Raw genomic sequence first — 26,543 nt, 5'->3', positions numbered from 1 at the left:
CACGCTATAACTTAAAATGACACTGCCCCTCTTGCACCAAAGGCTAACTTGTAATCACTAATTCCAGCAAAAATTTGAACCGTTTTCTTTACTGGTTATTTTTACAGTTCTTAATGTTAAACTAGCGTTCTTCAAGTTTTCTAAGGTTTCTCACATTTGAATATCCAACAAGGCTTTCTGCTTACTCGACAGGCACGAGACATCAAAGGTCAAACTCAAATCGAGCTGTGGCTTTCGACAGAAGCAGGTCCTACTCAGTTACTTATTAATGGTGAGAAGCCAGTATTTTTCATCGCTCAGAAACACTCAGAGCAAGCAAAAACACTCGCGCGAGAAAAAAACATACCCGTCGACATCCGCCTTTTGGATCTCAAAACGTTTGAACATAAGCCTCTTTCTGCATGCTATACCAACGTAACCAGAGACGCTCTCACACTTAAAGACACGTTCGCTCAAAATGATATCACCACTTACGAAAGTGATATTCGCCTCGCCGATCGCTACCTCATGGAGCGTTTTATTAAAGGCAGTATTGAGTTTACAGGCAATGTGACTCGTACCAATGGCTACCAACGCGTCCAGAACGCAAAATGCCGTGCGGGGCAATATGAGCCGAAGTTAAACGTTGTCTCGTTAGATCTAGAATGCTCTGAGAAAGGCATTCTTTACTCCATCGGGTTAGACAGCGTCATGGATTCCCGCGTTATCATGATCGGAGAACCAGAACCTTCGGATACACCGATACAATGGGTCCAGGATGAAAAGGCGCTTCTAGAAGCACTCATCGATTGGTTTAAAAAATTCGACCCCGATGTCATTGTCGGTTGGAATGTCATTGATTTTGACTTTCGTCTGTTACACAAACGAGCAGAATGGCACAACATGAAGCTAATGCTTGGCAGAGCAGACCAAGCCAGCTTTTTTAGAAGTTCATCTCAAAGCCAACAAGGGTTTATCTCCATTCCCGGGCGAGTTGTGATGGATGGTATCGATACGCTAAAAACGGCTACTTACCACTTTCGATCTTGGTCATTAGAGTCTGTATCTCAAGAACTCTTGGGGGAAGGTAAAGAAATCCACAACGTTCATGACCGTATGGATGAGATCAATCGTATGTACCGCTCCGACAAACCATCGCTGGCTAAATATAACTTACAAGACTGCGTGTTGGTGAACAAGATTTTCAATCACACTCACCTGCTCGACTTTGCAATTGAACGCTCTCGCCTCACTGGTGTAGAACTGGATCGTGTCGGTGGCTCGGTAGCGGCATTCACTAACTTATACATGCCGCAAATACACCGCGCAGGCTATGTTGCCCCGAATCTACACCCAGAAAATTGGATTGCGAGCCCCGGCGGTTACGTGATGGACTCCATCCCTAACCTATATGATTCCGTTTTAGTGTTGGACTTTAAGAGTCTATACCCATCGATTATTCGCTCTTTCTTGATTGATCCTATGGGTTTGGTTGAGGGGTTATTACTCGATATTGGTAAAGAAGATGATCAGGCAGTACCTGGCTTTCGCGGTGGTCAGTTCCATCGTACGAAACACTTTTTGCCAGAAATGATTGAAAAGCTTTGGGCGGCACGTGATGTCGCGAAAAAGAACAATGAAAAAGCTTTTTCTCAGGCAATCAAAATCATCATGAACTCCTTTTATGGCGTACTGGGCTCATCGGGATGTCGTTTCTTTGATACTCGATTAGCTTCTAGTATTACCATGCGCGGACATGAGATCATGAAGCAAACTAAAGTGCTGATTGAGGAACAAGGCTATCAAGTGATTTACGGCGATACGGATTCCACATTTGTGTCGTTGAATCGACCATACAGTCAAGTAGAAGCCGACGCTGTTGGAAATCAATTAGTTGATTACATCAACTCTTGGTGGCAAGAACATCTACGCTCTGAGTACAACCTAACATCTATGTTGGAAATTGAATATGAAACCCACTATCGCAGATTCCTTATGCCAACGATTCGTGGCGCAGAAACTGGCTCGAAAAAGCGCTATGCGGGTTTAATCGGTGAAGGAGAGCAAGAGCGGATTGTATTTAAAGGGTTAGAAAGTGCCCGTACTGACTGGACCTCGTTAGCACAGAAATTTCAAAATACGCTCTATAGCATGATTTTCCATGGTGAAGACCCAAGCGACTATGTCCGAGAGATGGTTGAGAAAACCAACAACGGTGAATTTGATGAACAGTTAGTGTATCAAAAGCGACTACGCAGAAAGCTGCATGAGTATCAGAAGAACGTCCCGCCACAAGTGCGTGCAGCTCGTTTAGCGGATGAGATAAATGCCAAGCTTGGACGCCCATTACAGTATCAAAACAAAGGACGAATTGAATACATTATAACCGTGAACGGTCCTGAACCTTATGAGTACCTCAATAGCCCGATTGATTATCAACATTACATTGATAAACAACTCAAACCCGTTGCAGATGCGATTCTCCCTTTCATTGGGACGGATTTTGACAGGCTTTCAGCACCACAAATGGGGTTGTTTTAGCCGATACGAAACTCTGTTTTCTGGTACTGTTTGACTAACCAATCACCAAACGCATCAATTAGCCCGATAACAGAACGCTTGGGAATACCCCGGCCAGAAAGTAAAATTTCTAGCCGCTCGATCTCAAGCTGCTTTTCAGGATGATAAGTTAAGAATACCTTGCCACATTGTATAGGATCATCAAACCAACGTTTATCTCGATACATCACCAAAGAGTATGACGCTCTTAGTAGCTTTTTAGCAATCACGCGCTGAGCGGCCACTTGCTCTTCTATCGTCTTCGCTTGTACGATTTTTTTGCGATACACCGTAATCCAATCTTCCACATCCATATTCCAGTGCTTAGCAATTTCCCAACTTGGGACGTAATCACCAAAACAGTCTGCTAGATCATCACCATAAACACAGACACAGCAATGCTTAAGCATAAAGCCCCAAGTGAAAATACTGTCTAAATTAGCTACTTCGCTCACTAAGGCAGTACGGACCGATACACCATTAACGTGAGGGTAACTCTGCTGCGCACGCCACTTAATTGTGTTGAGCAAAGTCGCGCGATTGTGCTCAAAGGATGATTGAGTAACGACAACCAGGTCTAAGTTCGACCTTCCTGCGATCGCTGTTTTACGAGCAACACTACCGTATACATAAACGCTGTGTAAGTTTTGCCCCAATCCACCTTTGAGACAAGCGGTGACTTCCCTAATTAAAGACGCAAACTCTGGTTGAAATGGTTGTTTAGGATCGATAACAGGCAGAGACATGACTTAAAACGTGTTCTCAGATGGTTCAAGAAGTTGGACTATATGTTCTCTTAGCCGACTCACTGAATCAAGTCCATTCAGGTGTTTAGTCATGGGAGTAACAACAAATTTCTGCAATGAATTTTAATGCTAGGCGGCTAACTTAGCGCTATAATCACCGAGTTTTGCTTAATAAGTATGAATAGGAATATACAATGCCAAAGGCAAGTGAAATCAAAAAAGGCTTCGCAATCGAGTCTAATGGTAAAACTCTTCTAGTTAAAGACATCGAAGTAACGACTCCTGGCGGTCGTGGCGGCGCTAAAATCTACAAAATGCGTTGTACAGATCTAAACACGGGCGCACGTGTAGATGAGCGTTACAAGTCTGATGACGTTGTTGAAACGGTAGAAATGAACAAACGTGCAGTTGTGTACTCATACGCTGACGGCGATGAGCACATCTTCATGGATAACGAAGACTACTCACAATACACATTCAAGCACAATGAAGTTGAAGACGACATGCTGTTCATCAACGAAGATACACAAGGTATCCACATTATCCTTGTTAACGGTGCTGCTGTGGGTATTGAACTACCATCTTCTGTTGAGCTAGTGATTGAAGAAACTGACCCGTCAATCAAAGGTGCTTCTGCATCTGCTCGTACTAAACCAGCACGCTTCGCTTCAGGTCTTGTCATCCAGGTTCCTGAGTACATTGCAACTGGTGACCGTGTTATCATTAACACAGCTGAACGTAAATACATGAGCCGAGCATAAGCATGTCTGATTTGATTTCTTACGACGACGTCATCGACGCAGCGTACGACATTTTCCTTGAAATGGCTCCAGATAATCTAGAGCCTGCTGACGTAATTCTGTTTACTGCGCAATTTGAAGATCGTGGTGCCGCAGAACTTGTTGAAACTGGTGATGACTGGGTTGAACATGTTGGCTTCGAGATCGACAAAGAAGTATATGCAGAGGTTCGTATCGGCCTAGTAAATGAGGAAAATGACGTTCTTGATGACGTATTTGCTCGTATGCTAATCAGCCGAGACCCTGAACATAAGTTCTGCCATATGCTTTGGAAACGCGATTAACGTTTCTTCATCATGATAAAAAATACCAGCCTAGCGCTGGTATTTTTTTATCTGCTGTTTTTGCTTAGCTGCGATATTTGTTTATCCAAACACCCTTCTCTGTATCGGCTTTAGATCCTTTCGCTATGTAACAGATAAGAAAAAGGCTTGCCGAATTGGCAAGCCTTTCTGATGTTTTGCTATCGATTAACGATGCTTGTTACGTGCGCCTTGGTCACCAGCAGTCTTCTTCGGCTTACGACGAGAAGGGTTGTTACTGCGACCTTTTGGCGTGTTAACACGCTCTTCATGGCGCTTAACTGCGCGACGAATTTTTTGGCTGCGTGCACGCTCACGTTTGCGTGACGTGTTGTCTTTGTTCAGATCAAGCATGGTTTCTTTTTCTGGACGAAGCTCTACAAGCTCACGCAAGTAGTTTACTTCTTTCAGGTCAAGCTCCATCCAACCACCACGAGGCAGTTTCTTGTCTAAGAAGATGTCGCCGTAACGAACACGTTTCAGACGACTAACGGTACACTCTTGCGATTCCCATAGTCGACGAACTTCGCGGTTACGACCTTCGTTGATAACAACGTAAAACGTGTGGTTCATGCCTTCACCACCCGCGTAAACAACATCTTCGAAGCGAGCTAAACCGTCTTCCAGTTCAACACCTTTTACTAGATTACGAACTTTCTGTTCAGTTACTTCACCGAACACACGTACTAGGTATTCACGTTCAACTTGGCGGCTTGGGTGCATTAAGCGGTTCGCCAGTTCACCATCCGTTGTGAAAAGCAGAAGACCAGAAGTGTTCGCATCCAGACGACCAACTGAAATCCAACGAGAGCCACGAATTTTTGGCAGACGATCAAAAACAGTACGACGACCTTCTGGATCGTGACGAGTACACAGTTCACCTTCAGGTTTGTAGTACGCAAGTACACGACAAATCACTTCTTCTTGAATCTTTGCAGAGACAATGTGACCATCGATACGAACTACGCTGCTCTCGTCTTCAAGTCTTTCACCAAGCTTAGCGACTACACCGTTCACGCTAACGCGACCAGATTTAATTAACGATTCAATCTCACGACGAGAACCGTGACCAGCACGTGCTAATACTTTTTGTAACTTTTCGCTCATTTATCTACCTATGTGTCGTCTTCACAGACGTCTAGACCAGGATTGGTCTGTATTTTGCTAATTACCCATTTCAGTGGGATTTTTCGGTCCGACATTATACGTAACTTTCTCAGTTAATGTAAGCTAAATCGGCGCCATTCTCCACACCCAAAATTCACTTTAAAACATCGAAAATATTTACTCTATTCTGCAACTTTTTTCCTACTTAATGCTGATATTGCCCAGCGAGAATCCCACTAATATCGGTCTTCCCGAGCCACTTTAACCGTGCAGTACCTGATAAAATTGTCAGGGTTACAACGATAACCACTTGGGGTGTGTTTACTGTTCGTGTTGCTTTAAAAACAACGAAGAATAAGCCGTCCCTGTTTGCTGCTAAGTAATACCAATCATCGTGGATAAATGAGCACTCATAGCAAGAAAGAAGCATCGGTAAGTCACTATTTACTATTAAAAATGACACTAACGTTATCGTGTATTTTAACTAGCTAGATTAGCTCTGCATTTTCGGCGATTGGCATAAATCAGACAAAAAGGAATAGAACAATGTCTATGCTAAATCTAGACCTAAATTGGATTTTTGGGACATCTCAAGATGACGATATGACCGGTACAAAAGGGTCTGAAACAACCGATATTTTCTTCGGCTTCTGTGGTGATGATAAGTTCGTAGGATACGGAGGCAATGATGTTGTCTTCGGGGGCTGGGGAGACGATACCTTGCTCGGTGGCCGAGGGAACGACTTTGTTTCTGGCGGCTTTGGCAACGACTTCCTATCGGGCGGATTAGGAAATGACAAGCTCTTTGGTGGTTGTGGCGATGATACAATTTTTGATTACTCAGGCAACAACTACTTGAGTGGGGGTTGGGGTAACGACACGCTCGTCGTTGGCGATGGTGAATCAGTACTGAGCGGCGGCTGTGGAGACGACACTTTCGTGCTTACAAACCGCCTGGCTATTGGTGTACCCGATCAACCTGTATCTTCCAACGATATTGATATTAAAGCCGATATTGTCGATTTTAATATTTTTCATGACAAACTTGTCTTCGATATGGGCAGAGACACCGACAATGATGGCATTCGCGATACGTTCTTAGATTCAGCGGATGATCTTACTTTATCTTACAACGAGTGTGGTTGGGCGGTATTCTCTAGTGATGAATACAATGTTGAAGTGACACTAAACGGCGTGAGCTCTGCATACATCAACTATGCTGAACAAAATGGTATCGACATTTTCGATTTCGCTTAATCTCAATCAGCGAAGTTCGCTGAGATACTCAATAATAAGAAACTAAAATAGGAGGCGCGATGCCTCCTATTTTGTTTGACGGTGGTGTACGTCTATTAATCGAATTATTCGAATGGTGCCGGGTCACCTGACCCCAAACGCACCACAACAGGTTCACCTTCGCTAAAGTCAATGACGGTCGTAGGTTGTTCACCTAAGTAACCGCCATTAAGAATCACATCAACCGCATGTTCTAGTTTATCGCGAATATCTTCCGGATCAGACTCTGTTACGTCACTGCCAGGTAGGATCAACGACGTAGACATCATCGGTTCACCTAATGCTTCCAACAAGTCCAAGGCAATTTGATTGTCTGGAACACGGATACCGATGGTCTTACGTTTCGCGTTCATCAAACGACGCGGCACTTCTTTCGTGCCTTTGAAGATGAAGGTGTAAGGACCTGGTGTGTTGTTTTTCAGTAGTCGGAATGCAGAGTTATCCACTCGCGCATATAGAGAAAGTTCCGACAAATCACGACACAGTAATGTAAAGTTATGCTTATCATCCAGACGACGGATCTGACAGATTCGTTCCAGTGCCTGTTTGTTCTCCAACTGACAGCCAAGTGCGTACCCTGAATCGGTAGGGTACACCACAACGCCGCCGTTACGAATGATTGCTACTGCTTGATTAATCAAGCGAGCCTGTGGGTTTTCTGGGTGAACGTAAAAAAACTGGCTCATTGTAATTCCTCATTATCGAGCCTCTCGGCTCTATATTCTTATGTGGAGCTTGAATGCCGCCTTGTTGTGCTTTATCAAGTGACTTCAAGATTCAAAGTGTTGTTCAGTTCCAACGACAAGGAAAGCCACATTAATACCTAATATACACTTTCCAGTTATTTGATGCTGAAACCCACGCTTTGAGGTTACTTTGATATATCCAACGAAGGATCAATACCCCAATCTTTCCAAACTGGTTCGACGCCTGCGGGCAACCAAAGGTTCCTTCCTAACTCCATCCAAGGGGATGGGTAGTGAAAATCACTGCCTTGAGACGCTAATAGTTTGTATTGTATAGCATAATCAGCCAAGTTGCGCCTTTCTTGTTGCGCTTGCTGTGGCTGTGCAACTTCCATCGCATCGCCGTTTGCTTCTACAAACGCTGCTAGAAGACGCTTAATCCACTTCGCTGTCAACTTATATCTTCCAGGATGCGCTAATACCGCCAAACCACCAGCAGCATGGATAGCATCAACCGCATCTTTCATCGAGCACCAATTCGGTGGTACATAACCTGGGTTATTACGCGTTAGGTATTTTTTAAACACCATTTGCATGGTTTTTGCGTAACCATTATCCACCAACCATTTCGCGAAGTGCGCTCTCGTAACAGGCGCATCACCGGCGATCTGCCTTACCTCTTCGAGCACACCTTCCCGAGTTGCTTTTTGTAGTCGCTCTGCAATCAACTCTGACCTTGTTATGCGGTGCTGCTTCTGCTGCTCGATGAGGGCGGATAATTGTTCATTTTCCGGATCGATATTCAAACCAACAATATGAATGTCTTTGTTTTGCCAGACAGTCGATATCTCAATGCCGTTGATGATTTTGATCGGCAAATTATTGTCTTGAACGTGTTGCTTGGCTAACGCCAAGCCGTCAACCGTATCGTGATCAGTGATCGCCAAAACCTCGATATCAAAACTCAGCGCCCTTTCCACTAAATCTTTAGGCTCTAACCGACCGTCCGATGCAGTGGTGTGACTATGTAAATCAATTCTCATATTTTTATCGTTTTAATGCTGTTTTGGGGTTGACTTTTTACTCTCGCACTAGTTAACTAGTACACAAATACAAAGTGCGTAATTTAAGGTTCACCATGTTACAAGAATTTAACCAAAACCAAAAAGCGAAAGTTGCGGTTTGTCTTAATAAGGCAAACTCATCAGATCTTGCTTGGTGGCGCACTTGGAATAGTTCTTGGTGGGCGAACGTATACTTCTAGTTTATAGAACCAAACGTTGTAAAGCCCGCTACTTAAGCGGGCTTTTTTGTTTTGTTGCTCATTTCACATTCAACTGCCTAAACATTAATCGAATATGGCTAACTCTAGATTGGGAGAACGTTTGCTTTATGCGACTATGTACGGCAGGAAGATTTAGACAGCTACAAGGAGGTCTTGTGAATAAGGCCATAGAAATCAAGAAACTTGGATGCCTAGAAGTATTAAAGACTTCGGTTCCTTACACTCAAGACCCAACACGTTTGTTCCATACCATTTGTGAGAACAAAAGAGATAGCTTACTTCTCGAATCCGCTGAAATTGATTCGAAACAGAATCTAAAATCACTTTTAATCGTCGATTCAGCGGTGCGCATCGTTTGTTACGGCCACACTGTAAACATGCAGGCGTTAACCAACAACGGTAAAAACCTACTGTCTCACCTAAACCAGAACATCCGTGGTGACGTTGAGAGTAAGTTCGATGGCGAAACGCTGACTTTGGAGTTTAGCCAGCCATGCGACACGTTAGATGAAGACTCTCGACTACGTGAAGCTTCTTCTTTTGACGCGCTACGTTTAGTGCAACACAGCTTCGATATTTCACAGCAAGACAAACACGCTATTTTCCTTGGCGGTCTGTTTGCCTACGACTTAGTCGCAAACTTCGAGCCGCTTGGTAATGCAGAAGCAACCAATCAATGTCCAGATTACGTTTTCTACGTAGCGGAAACACTACTTGTTGTCGACCATCAAACGGAATCTTGCCAGCTTCAAGCTACATTGTTTGTGGATGATTCAGAAAAACTAGCGCTAGAGACTCGCATTGCAGAAATCTGTGCACAATGCGCAGCGCCAAAACTGCTGCCAAATGCAGAGCAAATAACAGATGTAACGGTAGAGCCTAGCGTGTCTGATGCAGACTTCTGCCAAACTGTTCGCGACTTAAAAGAGTTCGTAGTGAAAGGCGATGTGTTCCAAGTTGTACCATCTCGCCGATTCACTCTACCTTGCCCTTCTCCACTCGCGGCTTACAAAGAACTGAAACAAAGTAACCCAAGCCCTTACATGTTCTACATGCAAGATGAGCTGTTCACTTTATTTGGCGCATCACCAGAAAGCGCGCTTAAGTACGAAACCGACACCAACCAAATTGAAATCTACCCAATTGCAGGCACACGTCGCCGTGGTAAACGCCCGAATGGAGAGATCGATTTCGACCTAGATAGCCGCATCGAACTTGAACTGCGCACCGACATGAAAGAAAACGCAGAACACATGATGTTGGTTGACTTAGCACGTAACGACGTCGCTCGTATTGCTCAAGCTGGCACTCGCCACGTAGCAGACCTACTAAAAGTCGACCGCTACAGCCACGTAATGCACTTAGTATCTCGTGTGGTTGGTCAACTGCGTGAAGACCTAGACGCCCTGCACGCATACCAAGCTTGTATGAACATGGGCACGCTCACTGGCGCACCAAAGATTCGTGCAATGCAGTTGATTCGCGATGTAGAAGGCGCACGACGCGGTAGCTACGGCGGTGCTGTGGGCTACCTAACTGGTGAAGATACACTCGACACCTGTATCGTAATTCGCTCAGCTTACGTTGAGAACGGCATTGCTCAAGTTCAAGCTGGTGCTGGCGTGGTGTTCGACTCTGATCCACAAGCGGAAGCAGACGAAACGCGCGGTAAAGCACAAGCGGTAATCTCTGCTATTCAAGCAGCGCATTCTCAACCTACGATCAAGGAGTAGCAGACATGGCGAACATCGTATTCATCGATAACTTTGACTCGTTCACCTACAACCTTGTGGATCAGTTCCGCTCGCTAGGTCACTCAGTCAAGATTTACCGAAACAACATCCCAGCAGAAACCATCGAACAAGCGGTAAACGAGCTTGAAAACCCAGTGGTTCTGCTATCGCCAGGCCCTGGTGCTCCTTCAGAAGCAGGCTCAATGCCAGAGCTTATCCAACGTATGAAAGGCAAAGTTCCGATGATCGGTATTTGTCTTGGTCACCAAGCGATTGTTGAAGCGTACGGCGGCACCGTCGCTGGTGCAGGCGAAATCATTCACGGTAAGGTGTCTATGATGGAGCACCAAAACCATGCGATTTACCAAAACCTACCATCACCACTTGCGATTGCACGTTACCACTCGCTGGTTGCGACCAAGGTTCCTGAGAGTCTAACCATCACGGCAGAAGTGGATGACTTGGTGATGTCTGTTGTACATGAAGAAGATAAAGTTTGCGGGTTCCAGTTCCACCCGGAATCTATTATGACGACCTACGGAGCAACACTGTTGGCCAATGCCATTGAATGGGCGCTTGAAGAATCAACTTCAGTGAACCCACTCACTGCTTAAAAAGCACTTGGCACATAAGAAATTTAGGAGAGGAAATATGGAAGCAATCATCAACCCTATTATTACCAAACTGTACGAGCAAGAATCGCTTACTCAGGAAGAGAGCCAACAGCTGTTTGACATCATCATCCGTGGTGAACTAGACCCAATTTTGATGGCATCAGCACTGACTGCACTAAAAATCAAAGGCGAAACGCCAGATGAAATTGCAGGCGCGGCAAAAGCACTGCTGGCAAACGCAAACCCATTTCCTCGCCCAGATTACGATTTCGCAGATATCGTAGGTACCGGCGGCGACGGTCACAACACCATCAATATCTCAACCACTGCGGCGTTTGTTGCTGCAGCATGTGGTCTAAAAGTAGCAAAACACGGTAACCGCAGCGTTTCAAGCAAATCTGGTTCTTCTGACCTTCTTGATTCATTTGGTATCAACCTAGCCATGAGCGCAGAAGATACACGTAAAGCGGTCGACGATATCGGTGTTGCTTTCCTATTTGCACCTCAATACCACGGTGGTGTGCGCCATGCGATGCCTGTGCGTCAAACTATGAAAACACGAACCATCTTTAACATTCTTGGTCCGCTGATTAACCCAGCTCGTCCAAACATCGAATTGATGGGTGTTTACAGTGAAGAACTGGTTCGTCCTATCGCGGAAACCATGCTACAAATGGGTATGAAGCGCGCCGCTGTAGTACACGGCAGTGGCTTGGATGAAGTGGCGATTCACGGTGAAACAACCGTTGCCGAAATCAAAGACGGTAAGATCACAGAATACAAACTAACGCCTGCAGACTTCGGTCTAGAAGCACACCCACTAGAAGCGATCAAAGGTGGCGATCCTGAAGAAAACAAAGCGATCATTACCAATATTCTGACAGGTAAAGGTACAGACGCACAATTGGGCGCAGTGGCAGTGAACGTAGCTCTGCTAATGCGTCTATTCGGCCACGAAGATTTAAAAGCCAACACGCAACAAGCGATTGAGGCAATGAATTCAGGCAAGTCGTACCAATTGGTACAACGACTTGCCGCACACGCTTAAGGAATTGAAGAAGATGACTGACTTCAACACTCAGCAAGCTGACAACCTGTCTGAACACGTTTCTAAGAAAGAAGCAGAAATGGCAGAAGTACTGGCGAAAATTGTCCGCGACAAATATCAGTGGGTAGCAGACCGTAAGGTGTCTCAACCGCTAAGCACATTTCAGTCTGATTTGCTGCCATCGGACCGCAGCTTCTACGACGCTCTGAGTGGCGAAAAGACAGTATTCATCACCGAATGTAAGAAGGCATCTCCTTCTAAAGGTTTGATTCGTGATCACTTCGACTTGGATTACATTGCATCGGTTTACAACAACCATGCTGATGCGATTTCAGTACTAACAGACGAGAAGTACTTCCAAGGTAACTTCGACTTTCTTCCTCAAGTGCGTGATCAAGTCAAACAACCGGTTCTGTGCAAAGACTTCATGGTAGATACCTACCAAGTTTACCTAGCACGTCATTACAGTGCTGATGCCGTGCTACTGATGCTTTCTGTCCTCAATGACGAAGAGTACAAAGCGCTAGAAGAAGCAGCACACAGCCTGAACATGGGTATCTTGACCGAAGTCAGCAACGAAGAAGAGCTTCATCGTGCTGTTAAGCTAGGCGCACGCGTTATCGGCATCAATAACCGTAACCTTCGCGACCTAAGTACTGATTTGAATCGTACTAAAGAACTGGCACCGACAATTCGTGAACTGGCTCCTAACGCAACAGTAATCTCAGAATCTGGCATTTATACACATCAACAAGTTCGTGATTTAGCGGAATACGCAGACGGCTTCTTGATTGGTAGTTCACTGATGGCGGAAGACAACCTAGAACTTGCTGTACGTAAAGTGACGTTAGGCGAAAACAAAGTGTGTGGCTTAACGCACCCAGATGACGCAGCAAAAGCATATCAAGCTGGCGCGGTATTTGGTGGCCTGATTTTTGTCGAGAAGTCGAAGCGTGCGGTTGACCTTGAAGGTGCGCGCTTAACCATGAGCGGTGCTCCACTGAATTACGTTGGCGTTTTCCAAAATCACGATATCGATTTTGTTGCTTCAGTCGCAACCTCTTTGGGTTTAAAAGCAGTTCAGCTGCACGGTCAAGAAGACCAAGCTTACGTAAACCAACTCAAAGCCGAACTGCCAACAACAGTAGAAATTTGGAAAGCTTATGGCGTGACTGATGCCAAGCCAGAACTGCTTGTAGACCACATTGACCGCCATCTATTAGATGCGCAAGTTGGCACTCAAACTGGCGGAACTGGTCAAGTGTTCGACTGGTCACTGATCGGCGACCCAAGTCAAATTATGCTAGCGGGCGGACTGTCGCCAGAAAATGCTCAACAAGCAGCGACACTAGGTTGCTTGGGATTAGATTTAAACTCTGGTGTAGAAAGTGCACCAGGCAAAAAAGATTCACAGAAGTTGCTTGCGGCATTCACCGCCATTCGCAACTACTAAAGCTGGATATCAGCTAAAAAATTTAAAGCTATTCGTAGCGAAAAATACGAGAAGGAATATAACGATGGCAAAACTGAATGCCTACTTTGGCGAATACGGCGGTCAGTACGTTCCGCAAATTCTAGTTCCAGCACTGGAGCAACTAGAGCAAGCGTTTATCGACGCGCAAGAAGATCCAGAATTCCGCAGTGAGTTCATGACGCTTCTTCAAGAGTATGCGGGCCGCCCAACGGCTTTAACTCTAACTCGTAACCTAACCAAAGGTACGAAAACCAAACTGTACCTAAAACGTGAAGATCTGCTTCACGGTGGCGCGCACAAGACCAACCAAGTGTTAGGTCAAGCTCTGCTTGCGAAACGCATGGGTAAAAACGAGATCATCGCAGAAACAGGCGCTGGCCAACACGGTGTTGCAACCGCACTAGCGTGTGCACTACTTGGCCTTAAGTGTCGCGTTTACATGGGTGCAAAAGACGTTGAGCGTCAAAGCCCAAACGTATTCCGTATGAAGCTAATGGGCGCGGAAGTCATTCCGGTTCACTCAGGTTCAGCGACACTTAAAGACGCATGTAACGAAGCGCTGCGCGACTGGTCTGCAACTTATGAAGATGCGCACTACCTACTAGGTACAGCAGCTGGTCCTCACCCATTCCCAACCATCGTGCGTGATTTCCAACGAATGATCGGTGAAGAAACTAAGAATCAGATTTTGGCACGTGAAGGTCGTCTTCCTGATGCCGTTATCGCGTGTGTGGGCGGCGGTTCAAACGCGATTGGTATGTTTGCTGACTTCATCGAAGAAGAAAGCGTTCGCCTCATTGGTGTTGAGCCAGCAGGTAAAGGTATCGATACTGACCAACACGGTGCACCACTTAAACATGGCAAAACGGGCATCTTCTTTGGTATGAAAGCGCCATTGATGCAAGATCCAAACGGCCAAGTTGAGGAGTCTTACTCTGTATCTGCGGGTCTTGATTTTCCTTCAGTTGGTCCACAGCACGCACACCTAAACGCAATTGGCCGTGCAGAATACGACAACGTAACGGACGACGAAGCGCTCGAGGCATTCCAAGCACTGGCTCGCAGCGAAGGGATCATCCCAGCTCTAGAGTCTTCTCACGCTCTAGCTCATGCATTGCGCATGGCTCGTGAGAATCCTGAGAAAGAACAACTATTGGTCGTAAACCTATCTGGTCGTGGTGACAAAGACATCTTCACCGTACACGCCATCCTAGAAGAAAAAGGAGTGATTTAATGAGCCGTTATGAGAAGATGTTTGCGCGCCTAAACGAAAAAGACCAAGGCGCATTTGTACCGTTCGTAACGGTTTGCGATCCAAACGCAGAACAATCTTACAAGATCATGGAAACCCTCGTTGAGTCTGGCGCAGACGCCCTTGAACTTGGTATTCCATTTTCAGATCCGCTTGCAGATGGCCCAACCATCCAAGGCGCTAACATTCGTGCGCTAGATTCAGGCGCTACACCAGATATCTGCTTTGAAGAAATTGGTAAGATTCGTGCTAAATACCCAGTTCTGCCTATTGGCCTTCTGATGTACGCGAACCTAGTTTACTCACGCGGTGTCGAAAACTTCTACGAGCGCTGTGCAAAAGCAGGCATCGATTCTGTTTTGATTGCAGACGTACCAACCAATGAAAGTGCAGAGTTTGTTGCAGCAGCAGAGAAGTTTGGTATTCACCCAATCTTCATCGCACCGCCAACGGCAAGTGACGAAACACTGAAGCAAGTATCAGAACTGGGTGGTGGCTACACTTACTTGCTTTCTCGTGCTGGCGTGACAGGCGCAGAGACAAAAGCAAATATGCCAGTTGGTCACATGTTAGATAGATTAAACCAGTTCGATGCACCACCAGCGCTGCTTGGCTTCGGTATTTCTGAACCAGCACAGGTGAAACAAGCAATAGAGTCTGGCGCAGCAGGGGCCATCTCCGGCTCAGCTGTGGTGAAAATCATTGAAGCGAATGTCGAGCAGCCACAAATTATGCTCGATAAACTTGGTGATTTTGTGTCAGCGATGAAAGCTGCCACTCAGAAATAATTTCCATTTGATGTAACGCTATAGCGCCCGCTTAACATTCTGTTTAGCGGGCGTTTTCTTGTATGGCGTTTATACCATATCATTTTTTATTCAACGCCCGCACTTTCCAAACCAATCTAAAGTAGAGCAATCAAAGAGTGATAAACTTTGCCACTTAACCAGCACAAATAATAACTAGAGCAGGATGCAGTAAGGTTGCACATGGAAGAAGTCAAAGCATTATTAGCCAAATGTCCTGTATTATCAGGGCTGCCCGAGAAAGGACTTAGTGAAGCAGCGCAAATAGCTAAAGTTCGCTGTTTCGACGAAAAAGCACTGATTTGCAATAAAGGGGAACCTCAATCTTCTCTTATGGTCATAGCACAGGGTGCCGTACGAATTAATTCGATGAGTTCAAAAGGCAAAGAAGTCACATTAATGATTTTCGAGGCAGGAGGCTGGTTTGGAGACAATGTTTTTTCTCCCGGCATGCCCCGTATTTTTGGCGCAACCGCGCATTCGGGAGTGACCTTACTGGAACTACCTGGTGATAAGTTTCGCCAATTACTCGCCAAATATCCTCAAAGTTACCCTACGATTCTCGACTTACTTAGCCGCCGCTTATGGTCTGCCATTTCTGTTATCGAAGATGATGCGATTAGAGGAATCGAAGAGCGGATTGCAAGAAGGTTGCTGTTGCTTGCTGAATACCAACACAACCAAGCTATCAATACTCAGCCGTGTGTCGTGAGAGTGACTAGAGAGCATATCGCCAACATGATGGGGCTAACGCGTCAAAGTGTTCATAAAGTACTAAAAAACTTAGAGAGTATTGGGATGCTAGAACTGAAATATGGTTCAGTGATCATTACCAATCCAAAACGCTTAGAAGCGCACATAAAACAACTCGAACAATAGAGTAAACAGATAGTTCATGTGTACACGCTAGCGAGAGATTGCCATCTTCTATTCTTGAGTAACGTGCACAACACCACTCGCTCCAGACAAGTGGCGCTGTGACCCGAAGTTCATTGAATTGACTAAGCCACATTCAATTCAGATTTCAATTCACGCTTTAAAATCTTTCCTGTCGCACTCATCGGGAGATGCTCACGAATTTCAACATAACGAGGATATTTAAAAGAGGCTAACTGCTCTTTGCCCCACTTTTGTAATGTTTCCGCGTCAATGTACTCTCCCGGTTTAAGCACAACGTAAGCCTTTATCTCTTCGCCATACTCTTCATTTGGAATCCCTATCACCGCTACCATTGAGATTGCAGGATGAGTCATAAACACTTCTTCAATTTCTCTAGGGTAAACGTTAAATCCACCTCGAATGATCAGATCTTTCATTCTATCGACGATAAATAGATTACCTGAACTGTCAAAACGGCCAACATCACCAGTATGGAACCAACCATTTTGTAGCGCGGATTCAGTGACTTCCGGGCGGTCAAGGTATCCCTTCATAACATTATGCCCACGCACAACAATCTCACCTTCTTCACCAATCGGTAGCGCATTGCCTTCAATGTCGACAACTTTTACTTCAACGCCTTGAATCGGTTGACCTACCGATCCTGGTATACGTTCCTGATCTAAATGATTAAAACATGCAATAGGACTTGTTTCTGATAACCCGTATCCTTCAAGAATTGGGACATTAAATTGTTCCTCAAAGGATCTAAAGATTTCGGTTGGCAACGGGGCTCCACCGCTGATAGCAACACGTAGTGAGGATGTATCAAATTGGTGCTGGACATGAAGCAAGCCGATATACATCGTTGGCACTCCAGCAAACAACGTCACTTTGTGTTTTTCCATCAGCTCAAGAACATGTTTAGGCTCAAACCTAGGCACTAACACCAAGGTTGCCCCGCCCAAAACACTAGCATTTAAGTGGACGGTTTGACCAAAGGTATGAAATAAAGGCAAAGTTACTAAGTGAATATCGTCGGCCTGGCTACCCATAATGTTTTGTGCCACCAGAGCATTCATTATGATGTTCTGCTGCGTCAGTTCAGCTCCTTTTGGTAAGCCTGTCGTCCCTGATGTATACAAAATAACACAAGTATCATCCGCATTACGCGGTACATAATCTGACAATGGTTCTGCATCCGCTATAAACGCATTGAGAGTTGGCACACCATTCCATTCGTTTTCAACTTGAGATTGAGTCATCACGACCATACATTCACATATATCAGCCTGCTCAAACGCTTTAACCCCCTCTTTTGCCATTGGCAGTTCTGCTGTCCCTTCAAAACAGAAGTAAAACTTCGCTTTTGAATCTTCTAAGTGATACTTAATTTCTCGCGCTTTCAAAAGCACATTTAATGGGACAGCAACCGCGCCAGCTTTTTGTATCGCATAATAAACAAACGCGAAAAAAGGAATGTTTGGGCATGAGAGCGCAATACGATCGCCCGGAACGACCCCTTTGTTGATTAAAGATGCCGCGATCTTTCCGGTAATCGCATCAAACTGCGCATAAGTTATCTCGACATCACCACATATCAACGCCGTCTTATCTGGTTTACTCGCAGCATTTCTTTGTAATGCAGCAGCAAGATTCATCATAATCGCTTCACCTCTTACTTGTTGATTTTCGTTTTATCGGCTCGGGAGCATTAACAGAGAGAGCACTCCCCTACACTAAAATGTTGGTACTTAATATTTGTCTCGCCCATTTCTGATTAACATTATGTTTACAATGCAATCAAAACTAAGAATGTAAAACAATTAACATTTCACAAAGCTAATTGGTAAAAGTGTGAGCTTGAAAGAAATTAATTGTTATAAATATCAATCCAAGTCACGCAAGACGCAGACTACGCTCGCAAACACAAAATCCATCTCAGTTAACAAAAAACAAACAAGAAAAAGAAATAAACAAAAACAATTACACAGCTAATAGGCATAACAAAAATCAATAGCAAACGTTTGCTATTGAACAAAACTTTATCGTTCGTCAATAAAATATCGATTAATCCATCAATAATACCTTGCTGCATATTGCCAATTGTAAACGATAAGTGTAAAAAGCAAGGCGAGATAATTATCCATAAAACCATTTATGGTTAGTGGGTAATTTTAGGATTTTACATTTTATTAGCACAGAGGTTATGGAAGTGTTAAAAGAAAAGAGTTTGCTAAACAACATTGGCGTACAAGTCGTAATCGCCATGATCGTCGGCACAGCCGTTGGTGCCATGATGGGTCATGATGCGACAGTGTTCGCTCCTTTAGGTGCTATCTTTATCAACTTAATCAAAATGTTGGTTATTCCTTTGGTCGCTGTAGCCTTGATTTCTGGCGCAGCTGGTCTTGGGAACAGCCAGTCAGCAGGCAAAGTTGGCATCGTCACTCTAGGTTATTTCGGTTTAACATCCGCCCTAGCCGTTGCGCTTGCACTATTTATGGGCGAAGTATTCCAACCAGGCATGGGGATCGACGTCTCTGGCGTTGAAGGCATGTTCTCAGCAGAATACGCTTCAAAAGGTGAACTACCTACTTTCTGGGCAACCATCACTGGTATGATCCCAACCAACGTTTTCCAATCACTAAATGAAGCAAACATCCTACAGATCCTCGTTTTCTGTATGTTCTTTGGTATTGCAATTTCTAAGCAAGCAAAAGAGCGTCGTGAGCCAATCATTAATGGTGTTAACTGCATCGTTGACGCAATGGTTTGGATGATCAACAAAGTGATGATCATTGCCCCTATCGGCGTGTTCGGTCTAATGGCAGAAGCAGTCGGTACATTCGGTTTTGGCGCACTAATGGTGGTATTCAAACTGTTCGTTGTTTACGTTGCCGCAATCCTAATCTTCGGTTTCGTTGTTTACCCAGCAATGGTGCATATTTTCACCAAGACATCAGCGAAGAAGTTCCTGTCTTCAATGAAAAAGCCACAAGCTGTTGCGCTTTCAACGGCCTCTTCTATGGCAACACTGCCTGTCACAATGGACACCTGTGAAAAAGAACTGGGCGTAAAAAATTCAACCGCGTCATTTGTTCTGCCTCTAGGCGCAACGATCAACATGTCAGGTAATGCGATTTACTATGGCTTGGTTGCTATCTTCTTTGCTCAACTGTTCAATATCGACCTAGGTATGGGCGCTTACATTGCAATTATCGTAACGTCTACATTGGGTGCGGTTGGTCAAGCGGGTGTTCCTGGTCCTTCTTTCCTAGTGGTTGCCGTACTTCTTGCCGCTGGCATTCCAATTGAAGGTCTACCACTGCTATTCGCTCTTGACCGTATTTTCGATATGATTCGTACAGCACTAAACATCACAGGTGATGCAGCATGTGCAGTTATCGTTGATGCGCTAATTGAAGAGGAAGCGGCAGAAGCTGAGTTTAAAAAGCAAGAAGCTTAGTCCTTTCTCGAATGAACTAAAAACCGCTCACTATGAGCGGTTTTTTTGTCTTTTCTTGCATTACGTAACTATATAAATAGAAACCAATAGCATAAATTTATCAAAATGATATAAACCATTACAAAATATAAAAAAACGTCAGAACTAGGTTATATCATGAGTCTTAAGCTGTCTTTGGAGCCCCTCGCCAGTACAGATTTGCCGATCGAGTCAAAACAACAGGCGCTGGTTGACACGGTTCTTCTTACTCTTACACCGCAAGAAAGGTCTTCTCTTTTTCAACAAGTTGCTTTGTATAGAATAAAGCTTCTTAAGTCCCTCTTTCCTAAATACGCATCTAAGAGTCTGTCCGTACTGTTTGAATTAATGGATTATCGAGATTTAGTACAGCAGTATCCAACGCCTTTCTCCGAAGAGGCGCTCTTAATTGAACAAATTGCCGCAGATTGTTACCCGCATTGGATGGTTTTCTGGTGTGAATGTGAGATTGCTGCGATCAAGCAAAAGCACCCTTTAAATGAAGCGACAAGACCAACTCAGCTCTCGTTTGACGACCGCGACTATTCAAGCATATTGATCGAAGATATTGCCGAATGCGACCTAAAGGTAACACTGCCAAATCACGCTGCATTAATGCCGATTTCCGAAGCAATCACACTGAGCAATCTTGAGCTCTTCGTCCAAACTGAACAATGGTTTGAGATATTGCCTCTATTATCACTCTCGCAGAAAGGTCAACACTTTGTGCTATTGTTCAAGCAGTCATCTACACCAATCATGGTCTCCTCCGCTTTGGTGCAAAACTGGCACCAAAGAAATACCTGGCTCAGCTATTCATCTCCATTTAGTAGTGAGCAATGGCAGTTTTGCCTTCCTGATTATGGCTACATTACTCTTAATCAATTAGGCCTTTGGGGAGGTAACACTCTAACTCGCCAACGGACTCTTATTGAATTTGATGCGCAGTTCCAATCTCACTTGAAAAACACTGAAGCGGTTTGCGAAGTGCTGCGTCTGACAGTGGGTGGCAACATCCAACAAAAACTGTACTTTTTGTATTTGGCACAAAAAGCATTGATGAGTGAGCTATATAAAGCAGGCTATAAGCTCAGCTTTACCATTATTGAACAAATATTTATGTTAAATTTCTATCAATCTATTGATTTAGAGGCCTACTTTCACTCAGGATACCGCGACATTAACGGTGACGGTACCAAGACATACCGCGGTTTCTGGAATTTAGGTATGATGGTTGAAGCATTTCAAGACATACAGTTTCGCGACTACAAACACCGCGTACGAACAAAAAGAATTGATGAAAAGGTGAATGAACATGCTTGATATTCATCTTCACGGCCTTTTTTATCCAAAAGCAATGACGCTATACGCCACTGTACTGGTGGTGTTCGCTTGGTTGTTATATTACTGCTATCGCCTAAAACAGAAGAGTGAAACGATTTTAGGCTCGCATCATGCGCCGTACATTGCTTATTCTAGTTGCATCATCGTTTGGATCAGCAGCAACGCATACTTCCATACCGACTTATTGCCGGAGTTGGGCTCCGCTGGCGGTATTTTTATGGCTAAGTTGGCGAACTTAGCGTCATTCTTTGCCTTTGCATTCGCGTTCTATTTTTCTTGCCAGCTAGCGGCTGATATCAAAAAAACTGCGGTCAAAGCCTGGCAAAAAATCGTCTTTGTGGCACTAGCAACGTACTCGCTTTACATCAACTTAGTACCAAACCTTACTGTCGAAAATGTCACCATTAGCGGCCCAAGTCAGTTCGTGATCGAGTTTGGTCCCCATACCTCATATTTCTTTATTAGTTTGCTGACATTTGTGGTATTAACCCTGCTGAACTTGATTACCATGCGAGCGAACAGCAGCAAACTCACGCTGGCAAAAAGTAACTATATGATCGCCGGCATTTTGGTCTTCATGTTATCAACTGCAGTGATACACCTTGGAATGACTTACTTCCTTGGTGACTTTTCCTTAACCTGGTTACCACCAGCACTTTCAATTAGTGAAATGTTGTTTGTAGGCTATGCCCTGCTTACCTCTCGCTTTTATAGCGCTAAATACCTCACATACTTAACCGTTAGCGCGCTGTTTGTCTGTGCCATTTTCGTCCTCCCGCTGGGCGCAATATTTATTCCTATCTCGGAAGATAACCAATGGCTTGTAGCGGTGCCTTTATGCGCACTCATCGGTATCACTTGGCACTTGCTTTACAAACGCGTCAGTCGTTTCGCGTCCTATTTTATTTATGGGAAACGACATACACCCGTTCAACAAATTCTTGGATTAGAAGAGGAATTTAAACGCTCAATAGATGATGCAATGCGCCAGTTAGCAGCGTTACTGAATATACCAAATAATAAATTGCAGCTCGTCACCAGCAGTTACACCGAAACGTTTTATGAAGATTATCTGCCGTCAAGCAAGTCTGTTCTCGTGCTTGATGAACTGTCTGAAGAAATTGATTATGCCTCCTCGTCTAAAGGCTCAATGCGCAAGCTCTACGAACGTATGCGATCCAGCAATACGGCGCTCGTAATGCCTCTTTTTGGTCGTGGAAAGTCCGTTACGCACTTACTGATTTCTTCACACAAAATGGATAATAAGCTGTTTTCTAATGAAGAAATTTCAGCATTGCAAACCTTATTAGTTCGCATCCAGAGCACCATCGAGGCCGATAGAAAAGTACGCCAAAGCCGTGCGCTCGCTAACTCTATTGCGCATGAAATGCGTAACCCTCTCGCTCAAGTGCAATTACGATTTGAAGCTTTAAAACAGCATATCGAATCAAACGCTTCACTTGAGACGTTAAAGAGTGAGATTGATAAAGGAGAAGCAGCGATTCAGCGTGGTCGCCAACTCATCGACATTATTTTGCGAGAAGTCAGCGACAGCTCACCTGAGCACGAACCCTTAACTATTACGTCTATACATAAAGCTGTCGCTCAAGCGGTCAGCCGTTATGGCTTTGAAAACGATCAAATAATTGAAAGGATCAATCTGCCCCAAGAGCACGATTTTGTCGCGAAATTAAACGAAACTCTGTTTAACTTTGTCATTTTCAATTTGATTCGCAATGCTATCTACTATTTTGATTCTTATCCCGATAGTCAAATTGAGATTCGTAGCCAAACGGGGGCCTACGAAAACATTCTGGTCTTCCGAGATAGTGGCCCTGGCATAGATAGCAGTATCTTACACAAGATATTTGACGACTTCTTCTCGTATCAAAAAAGTGGCGGCAGCGGCCTTGGCTTGGGCTACTGTCAACGCGTTATGCGCTCTTTTGGCGGACGAATTGAGTGCCAGTCTGAATTGGGCGAATTTACTGAGTTCTACTTGTATTTCCCGGTCGTCCCAAACGCACCCAAACCAGAGACGTTGAGAACACCGGACTTCAATGGCTGGAAAGTAAATGCACCACATTCTGAACCTCGCACAGCCCAACACGTACAAGTAAGTAACGATGCACCAACAGTGCTCATTGTTGATGACAAAGAGGTGCAGCGTACTTTGGTTCAAATGTACTTAAAAAGGCTGGGAGTCAACAGCTTACAAGCAAATAATGGCGCTTCTGCGGTGGAGCTATTTCAGTCGCACAAGATTGATTTGGTGCTTATGGATGTACAGATGCCAGTGATGAATGGATTTGACGCAAGCCAACGAATTAAGCAAATTGCGTCTTCCGTTCCGATCATCGCACTATCTGGAGAGTCTGGAGCCAAAGAGCTGGATCTCATTGCGAAACTCATGGATGACAGACTTGAAAAGCCAACCACGTTAAATGCGCTCCAAACCGTCATCAAGCGCTGGTTGCAACATGAGAGTTTTGCTACTTCCAACACTTTCTAATTTGCGAAGATAAAACTGGCACTAGATGTGCATTACTGAAGTAAATCGAATTATCCAGAGGGTCAAGCAAGCTGCAAATGGTTAGCGGATGAGCTTGATAAGGAGATCGCCATGTTACTTCATCGACACACATACTACGGCTTGATTCATCATGGAATCAAAGCACTACTACTCGATCGCTTAGGCCACTATACAGAAGAAGAATACCATCAGTATTTGAGCCTAATGACCGGCAAATCCACTTGCTTTACGATGTCTCTCGAAGAGCTTGAAGCAACCGTTGATAACCTGTTACGTGAAGGCTATTTAGAAGATGTCAAAACGCTTATTTCTCAATATCAACGTGTTGCTTGAATCTTAAATTCTATCAACTCAATTGCCGCTTTATCGCGGCAATTTTTATGCCTTCAATTTGCTACTTCATCTTTGCGAAATGTTGCTTGTTGTATCATTCAGTCAGGGGATTACTTCTCTTACCTCTAACCTTGACGGTATTCACATCTTGTCAGATTCCGTTAGACTGTCTTCAATTCACTAATTAGGTAGATTTTGCCACCATGAAGCAAATCCTAGATTTTATCCCACTCATCGTCTTCTTCGCTTTGTACAAGATGTACGACATCTACGCAGCAACAGGAGCGCTGATCGTTGCAACGGCAATTCAGCTTGTCGTCACCTATGCTCTGTATAAAAAAGTCGAGAAAATGCAGCTAATTACGTTCGTTATCGTGACGATATTTGGCAGCATGACCCTTTTCTTCCACGACGACAATTTCATAAAATGGAAAGTCACCATCATTTATGTGATTCTAGCTATCGGTTTAGCAGCGAGTCACGCAATGGGGAAATCGGCCATTAAAGGCATGTTGGGCAAAGAAATTTCGCTACCTGATGCTATTTGGGCGAAGATCAACTGGGCTTGGGTCGGCTTCTTCTCATTCTTTGCTGGTCTGAACATTTATATCGCTTACGAGCTACCACTGGATGTTTGGGTCAACTTCAAAGTATTCGGAATGTTGATTGCGACATTTGCCTACATGATTGCGACTGGCTTCTACATTTACAAACACATGCCAAAAGAACAAAAAAATAACTCATCCGATGTGTCGACTGATGATTAAAAACTCAGTTTTGCTATAATCCGCGCACTTTGCAGCGACCTTCGGGTCGCTGTTTTGCTCCATGTATCACTAAACCGATCAAACGGCATACCGGAATCAGACCATTCTTGCTGCTGTAAACCAACTTTCTCTGGTCCGGTGTCTGCGGTTTTTTTAAGGACTTTTGGTTCTAGGTATTTACTATGTTGGCGCTTAGTTTGAGCGCCTTTAAGATTTAGGATGTCACAATGAGTCAAGAAATTAGCTCTCCGAGAGGTCAACTGCTGCTTCGTACCCTTGCAATGCCTGCCGATACTAATGCCAATGGCGATATTTTTGGTGGTTGGATTATGTCTCAGCTCGACCTAGCAGGTGCGATTCTAGCCAAAGAGATCTCTTCTGGTCGCGTTGTTACCGTTTCAGTGTCCAGCATTACCTTCAAGAAGCCTGTAGGTGTTGGCGATGTCGTTTGCTGCTATGGCGAATGCACTAAGATTGGTCGCACCTCAATGAGTGTCGATCTGGAAGTATGGGTCAAGCCGGTAAAAGCACACGGTGTCGGCGAGCGCTTCATGGTTTGTGATGCGACTTTCAACTACGTAGCCATTGACAGTGAAGGCAAGCCACGCCCGGTTCAGAATTAGTCAACCTACAGCACTAACAGTTAGAAAGGATCTCACATTTTCTGTTGTTCACTTGTGAGAGACACAAAAAAGGCGTTAAATTAACACTTTACCCTACCAATTAAGGAACTATGCTATGTGGTATGTCATCTTTTCTCAGGACGTCGAGAACTCGCTGGAAAAACGCATGAGCGTTCGCCCGCAACACTTGGAGCGCTTACAAAAGCTTCAAGACGAAGGTCGCCTTCTTACTGCTGGCCCTATGCCTGCGATAGACTCTGACAACCCAGGAGAAGCTGGATTTACGGGCTCGACTGTCATCGCTGAGTTCGCCTCTCTAGAAGACGCTAAAGCGTGGGCAGAAGCCGATCCTTACGTAGCGGCTGGTGTTTACGATAATGTCATCGTGAAACCGTTCAAAAAAGTGTTTTAATTTATGAAAAAATTACTGTGTCTTTTCTTGGCATTTGGTGCGTTAGCTGGCTGTTCATCTACTGATGATAATCAACGCCAGCTTGAGCTATTGGCATCAAACCGAGCGGGAGTCTTGTCCGCAGGTCTCCCTTTGGAATACGGTCCACTGCAGATAATGCGTGTCTCATCCAATAAAAATGTTGTTGAAATGATGATGATTTATAACGATGACGCACTCGGTGCAAAGCCGTTAAATCAAGTACTGAATACCAGTATCTACACCTATTGCAGTAACCCGGAAATTCGTAAGCAAATTGATATGGGCTTAATGTACCGTATTAAAGTGCGTAACTCTCGCGGCCAGTTGATGGCAGATGAGTTGGTTTCCGAGCAAACTTGTACTCAAATGAAATAGTCACAGTGAGTGCGTTGTTTTCGATACGAGCAATTCATCCGCTATTGCGGGATAGTATAACGACGAAAATGAACGGCTAAGA

At 44.5% G+C, this 26,543-nt stretch carries 25 protein-coding genes and 1 other annotated feature; of the genes, 20 read left to right on the top strand and 5 right to left on the bottom strand.

What is annotated here, in order from left to right; genetic code table 11:
• The first annotated feature begins 156 nt into the window (after window positions 1-156).
• A complete protein-coding gene (locus NL645_RS13635; protein ID WP_253651855.1) occupies window positions 157-2,520 on the top strand; it encodes a DNA polymerase II in 2,364 nt (787 codons plus the stop codon).
• On the opposite strand, the gene NL645_RS13630 is transcribed toward NL645_RS13635, so the two are convergent.
• Window positions 2,517-3,284, bottom strand: a complete 768-nt coding sequence (locus tag NL645_RS13630; RefSeq protein ID WP_253651854.1) for a nucleotidyltransferase domain-containing protein — start codon at window positions 3,282-3,284, stop codon at window positions 2,517-2,519. The genes NL645_RS13635 and NL645_RS13630 overlap by 4 nt on opposite strands.
• Window positions 3,285-3,478: 194 nt before the next feature.
• Between NL645_RS13630 and yeiP the strand changes: the two genes are divergently transcribed.
• A complete protein-coding gene (gene yeiP / locus NL645_RS13625; RefSeq protein WP_005376801.1) occupies window positions 3,479-4,045 on the top strand; it encodes an elongation factor P-like protein YeiP in 567 nt (188 codons plus the stop codon).
• A gap of 2 nt (window positions 4,046-4,047) precedes the next feature.
• Window positions 4,048-4,368, top strand: a complete 321-nt coding sequence (locus NL645_RS13620) for an HI1450 family dsDNA-mimic protein (RefSeq protein WP_005376800.1) — start codon at window positions 4,048-4,050, stop codon at window positions 4,366-4,368.
• Window positions 4,369-4,554: 186 nt separating this feature from the next.
• Here the strand turns inward: NL645_RS13620 and rluB are convergent, their stop codons facing one another.
• Window positions 4,555-5,493 (bottom strand): 23S rRNA pseudouridine(2605) synthase RluB, encoded by a 939-nt coding sequence (rluB, locus tag NL645_RS13615; protein ID WP_005376798.1) that lies wholly within the window; start codon window positions 5,491-5,493, stop codon window positions 4,555-4,557.
• A gap of 546 nt (window positions 5,494-6,039) precedes the next feature.
• Here rluB and NL645_RS13610 point away from each other — a divergent pair.
• A complete protein-coding gene (locus NL645_RS13610) occupies window positions 6,040-6,750 on the top strand; it encodes a calcium-binding protein (protein WP_005394815.1) in 711 nt (236 codons plus the stop codon).
• Between the two features lie 104 nt (window positions 6,751-6,854).
• Here NL645_RS13610 and NL645_RS13605 read toward each other — a convergent pair whose 3' ends face one another.
• Window positions 6,855-7,475: an L-threonylcarbamoyladenylate synthase gene (locus NL645_RS13605; RefSeq protein WP_005376791.1), complete on the bottom strand. Its 621-nt coding sequence runs from the start codon at window positions 7,473-7,475 to the stop codon at window positions 6,855-6,857.
• A 185-nt stretch (window positions 7,476-7,660) separates the two neighbouring features.
• Window positions 7,661-8,518, bottom strand: coding sequence for a PHP domain-containing protein (locus NL645_RS13600; protein ID WP_005394817.1), 858 nt, complete (start codon window positions 8,516-8,518; stop codon window positions 7,661-7,663).
• A gap of 95 nt (window positions 8,519-8,613) precedes the next feature.
• On the opposite strand from NL645_RS13600, the gene NL645_RS13595 reads away from it, so the two are divergent.
• From NL645_RS13595 to NL645_RS13560, 8 genes are all read left to right on the top strand, one after another.
• On the top strand, window positions 8,614-8,739 hold the full coding sequence (locus NL645_RS13595; RefSeq protein WP_046874477.1) for a Trp operon leader peptide: 126 nt from the start codon (window positions 8,614-8,616) through the stop codon (window positions 8,737-8,739).
• Window positions 8,686-8,789 (top strand) — a sequence feature (Trp leader region). (Overlaps the previous gene by 54 nt.)
• Before the next feature lie 126 nt (window positions 8,790-8,915).
• On the top strand, window positions 8,916-10,493 hold the full coding sequence (locus NL645_RS13590) for an anthranilate synthase component 1 (RefSeq protein ID WP_253651853.1): 1,578 nt from the start codon (window positions 8,916-8,918) through the stop codon (window positions 10,491-10,493).
• Window positions 10,494-10,498: 5 nt separating this feature from the next.
• On the top strand, window positions 10,499-11,107 hold the full coding sequence (locus NL645_RS13585; RefSeq protein ID WP_243328342.1) for an aminodeoxychorismate/anthranilate synthase component II: 609 nt from the start codon (window positions 10,499-10,501) through the stop codon (window positions 11,105-11,107).
• Window positions 11,108-11,144: 37 nt separating this feature from the next.
• Window positions 11,145-12,155: an anthranilate phosphoribosyltransferase gene (gene trpD / locus NL645_RS13580; protein WP_253651852.1), complete on the top strand. Its 1,011-nt coding sequence runs from the start codon at window positions 11,145-11,147 to the stop codon at window positions 12,153-12,155.
• 13 nt (window positions 12,156-12,168) lie between these two features.
• Window positions 12,169-13,608, top strand: a complete 1,440-nt coding sequence (gene trpCF, locus NL645_RS13575; protein WP_253651851.1) for a bifunctional indole-3-glycerol-phosphate synthase TrpC/phosphoribosylanthranilate isomerase TrpF — start codon at window positions 12,169-12,171, stop codon at window positions 13,606-13,608.
• Between the two features lie 64 nt (window positions 13,609-13,672).
• A complete protein-coding gene (trpB, locus tag NL645_RS13570) occupies window positions 13,673-14,863 on the top strand; it encodes a tryptophan synthase subunit beta (RefSeq protein ID WP_253651850.1) in 1,191 nt (396 codons plus the stop codon).
• A complete protein-coding gene (gene trpA, locus NL645_RS13565; protein WP_237312287.1) occupies window positions 14,863-15,669 on the top strand; it encodes a tryptophan synthase subunit alpha in 807 nt (268 codons plus the stop codon). Before trpB ends, trpA begins: the two co-directional genes overlap by 1 nt.
• A gap of 201 nt (window positions 15,670-15,870) precedes the next feature.
• Complete coding sequence (locus NL645_RS13560) at window positions 15,871-16,566, top strand: Crp/Fnr family transcriptional regulator (protein ID WP_253651849.1); 696 nt, start codon at window positions 15,871-15,873, stop codon at window positions 16,564-16,566.
• A gap of 122 nt (window positions 16,567-16,688) precedes the next feature.
• Here the strand turns inward: NL645_RS13560 and NL645_RS13555 are convergent, their stop codons facing one another.
• On the bottom strand, window positions 16,689-18,230 hold the full coding sequence (locus tag NL645_RS13555) for a long-chain fatty acid--CoA ligase (RefSeq protein WP_253651848.1): 1,542 nt from the start codon (window positions 18,228-18,230) through the stop codon (window positions 16,689-16,691).
• A 545-nt stretch (window positions 18,231-18,775) separates the two neighbouring features.
• On the opposite strand from NL645_RS13555, the gene NL645_RS13550 reads away from it, so the two are divergent.
• The 8 genes from NL645_RS13550 (at window position 18,776) to gspS2 (ending at window position 26,461) form a co-directional block, all read left to right on the top strand.
• A complete protein-coding gene (locus NL645_RS13550; RefSeq protein WP_104971915.1) occupies window positions 18,776-20,035 on the top strand; it encodes a dicarboxylate/amino acid:cation symporter in 1,260 nt (419 codons plus the stop codon).
• Window positions 20,036-20,191: 156 nt separating this feature from the next.
• Window positions 20,192-21,376: an acyl-homoserine-lactone synthase gene (locus tag NL645_RS13545; RefSeq protein ID WP_253651847.1), complete on the top strand. Its 1,185-nt coding sequence runs from the start codon at window positions 20,192-20,194 to the stop codon at window positions 21,374-21,376.
• Window positions 21,369-23,909 carry a hybrid sensor histidine kinase/response regulator gene (locus NL645_RS13540; protein ID WP_253651846.1) on the top strand — a complete coding sequence of 847 codons (2,541 nt, stop codon included), beginning with the start codon at window positions 21,369-21,371 and terminating at the stop codon, window positions 23,907-23,909. Before NL645_RS13545 ends, NL645_RS13540 begins: the two co-directional genes overlap by 8 nt.
• A gap of 111 nt (window positions 23,910-24,020) precedes the next feature.
• Window positions 24,021-24,263 (top strand): hypothetical protein, encoded by a 243-nt coding sequence (locus tag NL645_RS13535; protein ID WP_005392851.1) that lies wholly within the window; start codon window positions 24,021-24,023, stop codon window positions 24,261-24,263.
• Between the two features lie 203 nt (window positions 24,264-24,466).
• Window positions 24,467-25,030: a septation protein A gene (locus NL645_RS13530; RefSeq protein WP_005392849.1), complete on the top strand. Its 564-nt coding sequence runs from the start codon at window positions 24,467-24,469 to the stop codon at window positions 25,028-25,030.
• 227 nt (window positions 25,031-25,257) lie between these two features.
• Window positions 25,258-25,653 (top strand): acyl-CoA thioester hydrolase YciA, encoded by a 396-nt coding sequence (gene yciA / locus NL645_RS13525; protein WP_005392848.1) that lies wholly within the window; start codon window positions 25,258-25,260, stop codon window positions 25,651-25,653.
• 115 nt (window positions 25,654-25,768) lie between these two features.
• A complete protein-coding gene (locus NL645_RS13520) occupies window positions 25,769-26,065 on the top strand; it encodes a YciI family protein (RefSeq protein WP_005392847.1) in 297 nt (98 codons plus the stop codon).
• A gap of 3 nt (window positions 26,066-26,068) precedes the next feature.
• Window positions 26,069-26,461 (top strand): GspS/AspS pilotin family protein, encoded by a 393-nt coding sequence (gene gspS2 / locus NL645_RS13515; protein ID WP_243328336.1) that lies wholly within the window; start codon window positions 26,069-26,071, stop codon window positions 26,459-26,461.
• Window positions 26,462-26,543 lie beyond the last annotated feature (82 nt).

Origin of the sequence: Vibrio sp. Y51_MX_L26 (assembly GCF_024181935.1) — a bacterium.
Taxonomy (GTDB): Bacteria; Pseudomonadota; Gammaproteobacteria; order Enterobacterales; family Vibrionaceae; genus Vibrio; species Vibrio diabolicus.
The sequence above is the reverse complement of the archived record's forward strand: the minus strand, read 5'-3'. Positions and strand labels throughout refer to the sequence as shown.